The sequence below is a fragment of the Actinomadura formosensis NBRC 14204 genome (assembly GCF_001552155.1).
Taxonomy (GTDB): Bacteria; Actinomycetota; Actinomycetes; order Streptosporangiales; family Streptosporangiaceae; genus Spirillospora; species Spirillospora formosensis.
In genome coordinates this window covers 1-7,198 of record NZ_BCQQ01000196.1, presented here as the reverse complement: position 1 = coordinate 7,198, position 7,198 = coordinate 1, and the positions used below count along the sequence as shown (strand labels likewise).

Annotated in this window: 5 protein-coding genes and 2 pseudogenes; 3 read left to right on the top strand and 4 right to left on the bottom strand. The window is 73.0% G+C overall.

Annotated features, from left to right (window positions below):
* From AF1_RS30815 to AF1_RS36725, 3 genes and pseudogenes are all read right to left on the bottom strand, one after another.
* Positions 1–423: pseudogene (locus tag AF1_RS30815) on the bottom strand (VWA containing CoxE family protein); the annotation flags it as partial.
* A gap of 91 nt (positions 424–514) precedes the next feature.
* On the bottom strand, positions 515–1,906 hold the full coding sequence (locus tag AF1_RS30810) for a hypothetical protein (RefSeq protein WP_067807415.1): 1,392 nt from the start codon (positions 1,904–1,906) through the stop codon (positions 515–517).
* On the bottom strand, positions 1,906–2,793 hold the full coding sequence (locus tag AF1_RS36725) for a hypothetical protein (RefSeq protein ID WP_242608635.1): 888 nt from the start codon (positions 2,791–2,793) through the stop codon (positions 1,906–1,908). The genes AF1_RS30810 and AF1_RS36725 overlap by 1 nt, the downstream gene beginning before the upstream one ends.
* Between AF1_RS36725 and AF1_RS30800 the strand changes: the two are divergent.
* The 3 genes and pseudogenes from AF1_RS30800 to AF1_RS30790 all read left to right on the top strand — a co-directional run bounded on the left by AF1_RS30800 (position 2,782) and on the right by AF1_RS30790 (position 4,483).
* Positions 2,782–3,134 (top strand): annotated as a pseudogene (locus AF1_RS30800) (aldehyde dehydrogenase family protein). The gene AF1_RS36725 and the pseudogene AF1_RS30800 overlap by 12 nt on opposite strands.
* Positions 3,135–3,170: 36 nt before the next feature.
* Positions 3,171–4,178, top strand: coding sequence for a hypothetical protein (locus AF1_RS30795; RefSeq protein ID WP_131732412.1), 1,008 nt, complete (start codon positions 3,171–3,173; stop codon positions 4,176–4,178).
* 38 nt (positions 4,179–4,216) lie between these two features.
* The gene (locus tag AF1_RS30790) at positions 4,217–4,483 is read left to right on the top strand and encodes a leucine-rich repeat domain-containing protein (RefSeq protein WP_131732411.1); all 267 of its coding nucleotides are present in this window, start codon (positions 4,217–4,219) and stop codon (positions 4,481–4,483) included.
* On the opposite strand, the gene AF1_RS30785 is transcribed toward AF1_RS30790, so the two are convergent.
* On the bottom strand, positions 4,480–7,198 hold a 2,719-nt coding region (locus tag AF1_RS30785), incomplete at its 5' end, for an ATP-binding protein (RefSeq protein ID WP_067807401.1). The genes AF1_RS30790 and AF1_RS30785 overlap by 4 nt on opposite strands.

The window sequence follows — 7,198 nt, the reverse complement described above, 5'->3', positions numbered from 1 at the left end:
GCCTTGGCCGCCGCCCGCCGGGCGGCCCCCCGCGCCCTGTTCGGGAGCGCCGCCCGCGCACGCGCCGAGCGCGCGGCGCAGCCACTCGGCGTCGCGCTGCCAGGCGGCCAGCCGCTGTGCCGACACGTCGCCGGAGCCGGTGCGCAGCGCGTTGAGCAGCAGCTTCGACACCAGGGCCGTCCGCCGCACCCGGTCGCCGCCGGCCAGCGGGTCGGCGAACTCCGGCTCCAGTTCGGGGAACCGCTGCACGACGGTGTCGATCGTGACGCCGGGGTCGAGCAGCGCCGCGGGCAGCCCGCGTTCCTGGACGACGGCCAGGCTCGCCGCCTCCAGGGCGGGCTGCTCCTCGGCGTCGAACACCCGGCCCAGCAACCGCCACAGCAGCACCTGCCGGCGGACGTCGTCACTGTCGCCGTCGTTCATGAGAACTCCTGGGGGGAGACCTCCGCCCGCGGGCGGAGGAGGGAAACGCGGCACAGGCCGCACGTATCGGTGCCCGGCGGCGGGAGCCGGGTCAATTGCGCAGCAGTCGTCCCGCGCGTTCGGACAGGACGGCCACGGCGTCGCCGGAACGGGCCTGGGCCTTGGCGACCTTCGGGTCGGTGGGGCCCAGCGCCCAGTCGCCGTTGTGCGCCTCGACCGGTTGCCTCTTCACGGCGGACCGCACGGCCAGCGGCTGCAGCGTCCACCGCCCGGCGTCCCAGCGGAGCAGGCCGATGCACGCCGTCGACGCCTTGACCAGTTGCGGGGTGAGCGGGCCGCTCGGCGGCAGCCGGTCCGAGTCGACGGCCAGCCGCTCGCCGCCGAGGTCGAACGTGCCGTCGTTTCCCGCCTTGTACCCCTCGACCAGCACCGGTTCGGCGATGCGCACCGGATGGCGGTCGAGCGGTGCGACGGCCGGGGCCTGCGCGCCGGCGAGCCGGACGCGGGCCGTCGCGAACGGGTCGGCGGGCGCGCCGGCCGCGGCGCGTTCCTCGTCCCACAGCAGGTCGCCGCCTGAGGTCAGGCTCATCCCGGTGACCTCGACGGCGCGGCGCTCGGCCAGGGCCGCCAGCAGCGTCGGGTACGCCGACAGCAGCTTCCACACCAGGGGGCCGACGATCGTGTCGACCTTGGCGACGGCGACGGCGACGCGCACCAGCCGCACCGGCCCCTCGCCGGCGGGCTCCAGCACCGCGTGCAGCTGCACCTGAACGGCCGTCCCGTGCTCGTGGACGTCGACGCCCAGCGGCAGCAGCCGCCCGGAGACGGCCGTCGCGCCGCCCGTCCAGCTCCCCCCGTGCGACAGCAGCACGGCACGTGTCCACAGGTCGGCCCAGCGGCGTTCGGGGATCCGTTCCATCGTCGCGACCGGGCACGAGGCGCGCAGCTCGGCGGCCAGACCGTCGGCCAGCACGGCGAGGCGGCGCAGCCGCGGCTCGGCCCACAGCGCGTCGAGCGCCCGGTCGGCGGCCGAGACCAGCGCGTCGTCGACGCCCCGCCAGCCCGCGATGGCCAGCTCCTGCAGCCAGGACCGGCCGGCGGCGAGCAGGTTGGCGGGCACCGGCCCCGGATCGCCGGGAGGCTCCTCCCAACCCGGACGGGACCGGCCGAGCGCACCGTCGAGCCGGTCGAGCAGCGCGTCGTGCACCGCGCCGAGCAGCGCGGCACGGGCCGCGGCCACCGCCGACAACTCCGCGGCGCCGATGGAACCGGTGGCGAGCCTGCCGGACGCCTCCGCCGGCGCGGCGCCGAGCGGAGAGCCGCCCACCGCGCCGGCCAGCGCGCCGAGGGCCTCGGTGTGCCGGGGGCCGAGCCGGGCCAGGCCGTCGGCCAGCGCGGCGTCGAACCCCGCGACGACCTTCAGTGCCTCCCCGACGCCCGGCGGGACCCGCCCGGTCAGCTCGGCGAGCTGTACTGCCTGCATCAGCGGACCGCCCCCAGCGCCGGGAACCAGTGCATCTCGGTGAGGGGCTCCGGGCTCGCCGGAACCTCCAGATAGGTCAGGTGCCGCAGGAACCGGCTGAACACCGCGGCGGCCGGAGCCTTCTCCCGGGTGCCCTGAAGCAGGGAACGCAGGTCGTCACCCTCCCCGGCCTTCAGGTAGCGCGCGACGCGTTCGAGGCCGTACTGCCTGACCGCCTCGTCGATCAGCGCGTCGAGGTGCTTGCAGCGGTGGCCGCCGCCGAGCCCGCCGCACGGCCGGTTGTTGTTGGTGCTGCAACTGAAATCGTGCGTCTCCGCCGCGATCGACGAGACGTACACCCGGGCGATGTCCGAACCGCTCGACACCACACCCTGCAGCCGCCCTTCCGCCAGTTCGACGAACGGCACCTTGGCCAGCTTGCGCGGTTGGACGGGCGGCGCCACGCGCACCGCGCTCCGTTCCTCCCAGCCGGCCTCGCCGGAACCCATGACTTCGACCTCCACCCTCGCGGCCCGTCGGATGCCGATAGTTGTACGGGCCCGCACCGACAAAACCCCCGCGAGCCCGGACCGGCGGACACCGGCTCGCCGCCGTCCGGCGGCGGGTGCCGGTCCTTCTCCGCAGATCTCCTCAGCCGATCGGTGCCGTGGGCCCGCCGCGCCCTCCGGGCCGGATTCACGGCCGGCGCACGCCGCCGGCGATGAACCGCCCGCCTCGGGTGCATTGACGCCCAGGTCGTAATCCTTTTCCAGCCGCAGATTACGGTGCACCGAAAGGTATACGGCGCCGACCATCTCGGTGAGCAACGCCGGGTCGTAGTCGGTCCGCACGTCACCCTGCCGGAGGCCGGCGTCGATGATCCGGCGCAACTGCTCGTGGAAGAGCACGCTGCGGACGGTTTCTGCGCGGCCTTCGCCGCCGCCGTGGACGCCATAAAGGTGGGCGACCCGGCACAGCCCAGTGTGACCATGGGCCCCTCCACAACCGCGCGCGGCTGGACGTGGTGCACAACCTGCTGACCAAGGCGCTCGCGGACGGGGCGACGCTGGTCAAGGGGGGACAGCGGGGCACGGACCTGCCCGGGCACTTCCTGGAGCCGACACCGCTGCGTGACTGCACCGATGCGATGGGCATCGTCGCCGAGGAGCAGTTCGGCCCGGTGTTCCCGGTCGCGGGCTACCGCGACCTGGAGGAGGTCATCGAGACCGTCAACCTGACGGCCGCGTGAAAGTGCCCGTGGCGTCCCGCGTCCAGCCGGGATGCCATGGGCGTTCGTATCGGCCGCCGGCCGGCAACCGCGCAGCAACCGGTGCCCCGTACCCATGAAGAGATCGGAATCTGTGGCCGGGCCGGAATCCCGAAGGGAATTCTTCATGGCGGAACTCGTCCCGATGGACGAAGAATGAGCGCGCTTGGCACGCGTACCTGGCGGTGGGATCGAAATTGCGTCGGCTGGCTCTTCGAACTGCCGATATGTCCGGACCAGCCCATGGTGGAGGCGATGGCCCGGCATGCCCGCGTGCTACCGGGCCTGCTTCCCGGTTTCGCGGTTCCGGCCGCCGCCGCGTGGACCACCGGACCGCAGGGCGGGAACGCGTTGGCGTACGGGCCGGGAACACGGATCGACGAACACGCGATCGAGGCCGCCTTCCGGGAACTGCCCGATGCGTGTTCGCTGGTGCTCGATCTCGATCTGGTCGTCACCTGTGCCGACGGCGTCACCGAAGCGGCCGTTTCCGACGGCGCGAGCGTGCTCGTGGAGATCATGGATCGGCGGCTCTTCCTGGACGTCCGGCTGAACGTGGACCTCCATGCCGAGTGCACCCGCGGCGATGATCGTGACAACACCGCGCTCGCGCGTCTCAACGCGTCCCGGCTGGCCGCGTTCCTGGCCAGGCTCCGCAAGGCGACCGGTGCGAAGTTCGACGCCGTCCATGCCGGCGACCGCGTCCACCGGAACCAGATGTCGCAGTACGGCTTCTTCCAGTGGCTGCGCGATTTTGATCTGGCGGACGTTCTCGAAGCGCTCGACATGGGACGCCCGTTCCGCTTCACCGACCGTCCCGAGGATCTCCGGCAATATGTGCCGACCGAGGAGTTGGTGTGGATCTTCCGGATGGAATCCGGGGATTTCTGCATCCAGACCGAGTTCATTTTTCATGACGGCAGCGCGATGTCGGCGACCGTCAACCACTACACCGACGACGTCACCGAGGTCGCCGAACGCATCACCGCCCTCCGGGACCGAGGCCTGTCCATGGAGCTGTGGTGAGCCTTTTCAACGCGGGTCGGTCAGAGAAGGGGGGCGGCATGACGTTCGCAGAAGCCGAGTGGCGCATTGAGCAGGCGCGGGCGAATGGAGGACACTTTCTGCGACTTTCCCGCCTTGGCCTGGAGAAGCTGCCGGAGTCGCTGGGGAATCTGCGCGCGCTCAAGATCCTCGACATATCCGGCAACCGGCTGCTCCGGCTGCCGTGCTCGCTCGCCGACCCGCCCGACCCCACCGCGCTCCACCTGCACGACAACGAGTTCCACCAGATACCGGAATGGGCGAGGCGGGCGGTGCAGGGCGGCTAACCGGAGGAGTCCTCGGGACGGGTGGGCGCGGTCGTGTCCGCGGGGTCGGGCGCATGGCCGCCGGCTTCGCGGAGGGCCGCTCTGATGGTGCCCGTCTGCGCCGGGCCGGCGCCGCAGAAGACCGCCAGTTCCAGCGCGGTCGTCAGCCGGGCCCGCGCCTCTTCGGGACGTCCCGCCCGCCGCAGCGCGTCCCCGAACGCGTACAGGGCCTTGGCGCGTTCCAGGTTGGCCGGGGTGAGATCCAGCAGCCGGACGGACTCGGCCAGCATCTCCAGTTGCCGCGGCCCGGACTCGACCCAGGCCGCGAGCCGGAGCGCACGGCCGATCGCCCGCGGGGTGTCCCAGGTCGTGGCGATGTCGAGCAGGTCCTCGGCGACGTCCCGGGCCTCTTCCACCCGCCCGAGCGAGGCCAGGCACCGCAGGAGCGGCGCGCGCCAGTCGATCACCAGCGGATTCATCATGGGCCGCGACCGGCAGTCGTCCCGGGTCGCCAGGGCGACCTCGAAGGCGCGCTGGGTGTCGCCCTTGGCGAGATGGACGGCGATCTCACCCTGCGCGTAGATGACCGGGGTGATGCCCGCCGCCTGCACGGCCTTCACCTGACTCAGCACCGACGCCGCTTCCCGGGTCCGTCCGGCCGCCACCAGCGCCTTCATGTACACGTCCGCGATGAAGATCTCCCCGAGCCCCATCGCGACGTAGCCGCTGGCCTCCCATGCCTGGCGGGAGTGGGCGATCGACTCGGCCAGCCGGCCCTGCACGTACAGGTACTCCGCCCGGAAGTAGAGCGCGGGCGAGAGGCCGCGCAGCGAACCGGACCGGCGGCTGTGATCGAGCAGCGTGTCCACGGATGCCGGCAGCCGAGGCGTGTCGGAGGCGCGCAGCGCGGAGAACGAGGAGGTCAGCATGGTCTCGCCGGCCGGAATCCCGATCAGCCGGTCCCCGTCGAGGACGTTCAGCGCCCGCCGTTCGGCCTGGCGCCGCCGGTTCTGGAACATGTCGTGCAGCGCCAGGCTGGACTCCAGCATGAGACCGCCCAGGGTGGAGGTGTCGATCGGCCGGGCGGCGTAGTCGTCGATCAGGGCGACGAGGTCGGATCCGTTCCGCGTTCCATAGGCGACCATCGCCAGGCACGACCGCAGCGCCAGCCGCGAGCCGGCCGAGGCCGCACGGTCGCGTTCGAGCGATGCCTGGCACACCCGGGCGGCCTCTCTCGGCCGGCAGGTCAGCCAGAGCACGGTGGCGAGGGAGAAGGAGACCTGCGCGCGCTTGTCGGGATCGGGCTCCAAGGCCAGCGCCTCGGCCAGGTGCTCGATGCCCCGGGGCGCGTCGACGAGGGATTCGGCGGTCCCGAGCCTGGTGAGCGTGGCGGCCCTCCGGTCGCCGAGATCCTCCTCCAGGATCCGCCGCAGGAAGGCGACCGCGCCGTTGACCGATCCGCGCGCCAGGCTGGCGTCGGCCGCTTCGCTCAGCACCGGCACGGGGTCCGGCGAGCCGAGGCCGGGCGGAACCCGCACCAGGTGGGTGGCCGCCTTGATCGGGTCGTGGGCGTGCACCCGGGCGGCCCGCAGATGCAGGTCCGTCCGTTCCGCCGCCGGGATCGCGTCGTAGACGGCCGCGCGGATCAGGGGATGACCGAAGGAGAACCGGACGGGCACCCCGTCGGCCGTCACCAACTGGCTGGAGACCAGGGGGGTCAGCGCGTCCAGCGCCTTCTGGGGCGAGGTCCGGGTCACCTGGGCGACCAGCCCGCCGCTCACCTCGTCGCCGAGGACGGCCAGGACCCGTGCCGCGGCGACGGACGCGGCGGGCAGATAGCGCAGCTGCCGGGCGGCGTACCTGGCGACGCTCGGGGAGCCCTCCGGCGGGGCGGGATCACCGCCGGCCTGGGCGAGTTCGCGCAGCAGGAACGGGTTGCCGCGGGTCAGGGTGTGGCAGCGGTCGACCAGGCCGGCGTCCGGCTCGGCGTCGGTGATGAGGGCCAGCACCCGTGCGCAGCCCGCCCGGGTGAGCGGCTGGAGCGTCCGGGTGACGGTGTGCGGCAGCCCGGCGATGGCCGCGGCGATGCGGCCGATGCGCTCGTGGCCCGGCCGCGTCCCGATGACCAGGACGGCGCGCAGGCCGTCGAGCCGGGTGGCCAGATAGGCCAGGAACTGCGCCGTCGCCGCGTCCGCCCAGTGCAGATCGTCGATGCTGATCAGCAGCGGGTTCCGGGACGCGAGGGCACCGGTCAGCCGGTACAGCGCGTTGATGATCGCGTATTCGCCCGCCGCGGCGGAGACGATCTCGTCCGCCTCGGCCTGGCGCTGGAAGAGTTGCCGCGCACAGCCCCAGGCGTAGTCGGTCTCCAGGTCGGTGCCGCGGGCGGTGAGCACGGTGAACCCCATGGCCGCCGCCCGCTTGCGCGCATGGTCGAGCACGCTGGTCTTCCCGATGCCCGCCGGCCCCTCGAACACCAGCACCCGGCCCTCGCCGTCACGCAGGACCTCATCGAGCGCCCGCTCGACCAGCCCCGTCTCCTCGGTCCGTTCCACCAGGATCGCGCCGCCGCCCCTGGACGGGGACGCCGGCGCGGGCACCGGATCCAGGCCGGGATCCTGGCGCAGCACCGCGGCCTCGAGATCGCGCAGCGGGCCGCTCGGGTCGATGCCGAGCTCCTGCCGCAGCCGCGCCCGCAGCCTGCGGAAGACCGCCAGCGCGTCGGCCTGCCTGCCG

Excerpts from the sequence above, each read along its gene's own strand:
- AF1_RS30810 (WP_067807415.1), bottom strand. The coding sequence starts at position 1,906 with ATGCAGGCAGTACAGCTCGCCGAGCTGACCGGGCGGGTCCCGCCGGGC.
- AF1_RS30795 (WP_131732412.1), top strand. The coding sequence starts at position 3,171 with ATGGGCGTTCGTATCGGCCGCCGGCCGGCAACCGCGCAGCAACCGGTG.
- AF1_RS30790 (WP_131732411.1), top strand. The coding sequence starts at position 4,217 with ATGACGTTCGCAGAAGCCGAGTGGCGCATTGAGCAGGCGCGGGCGAAT.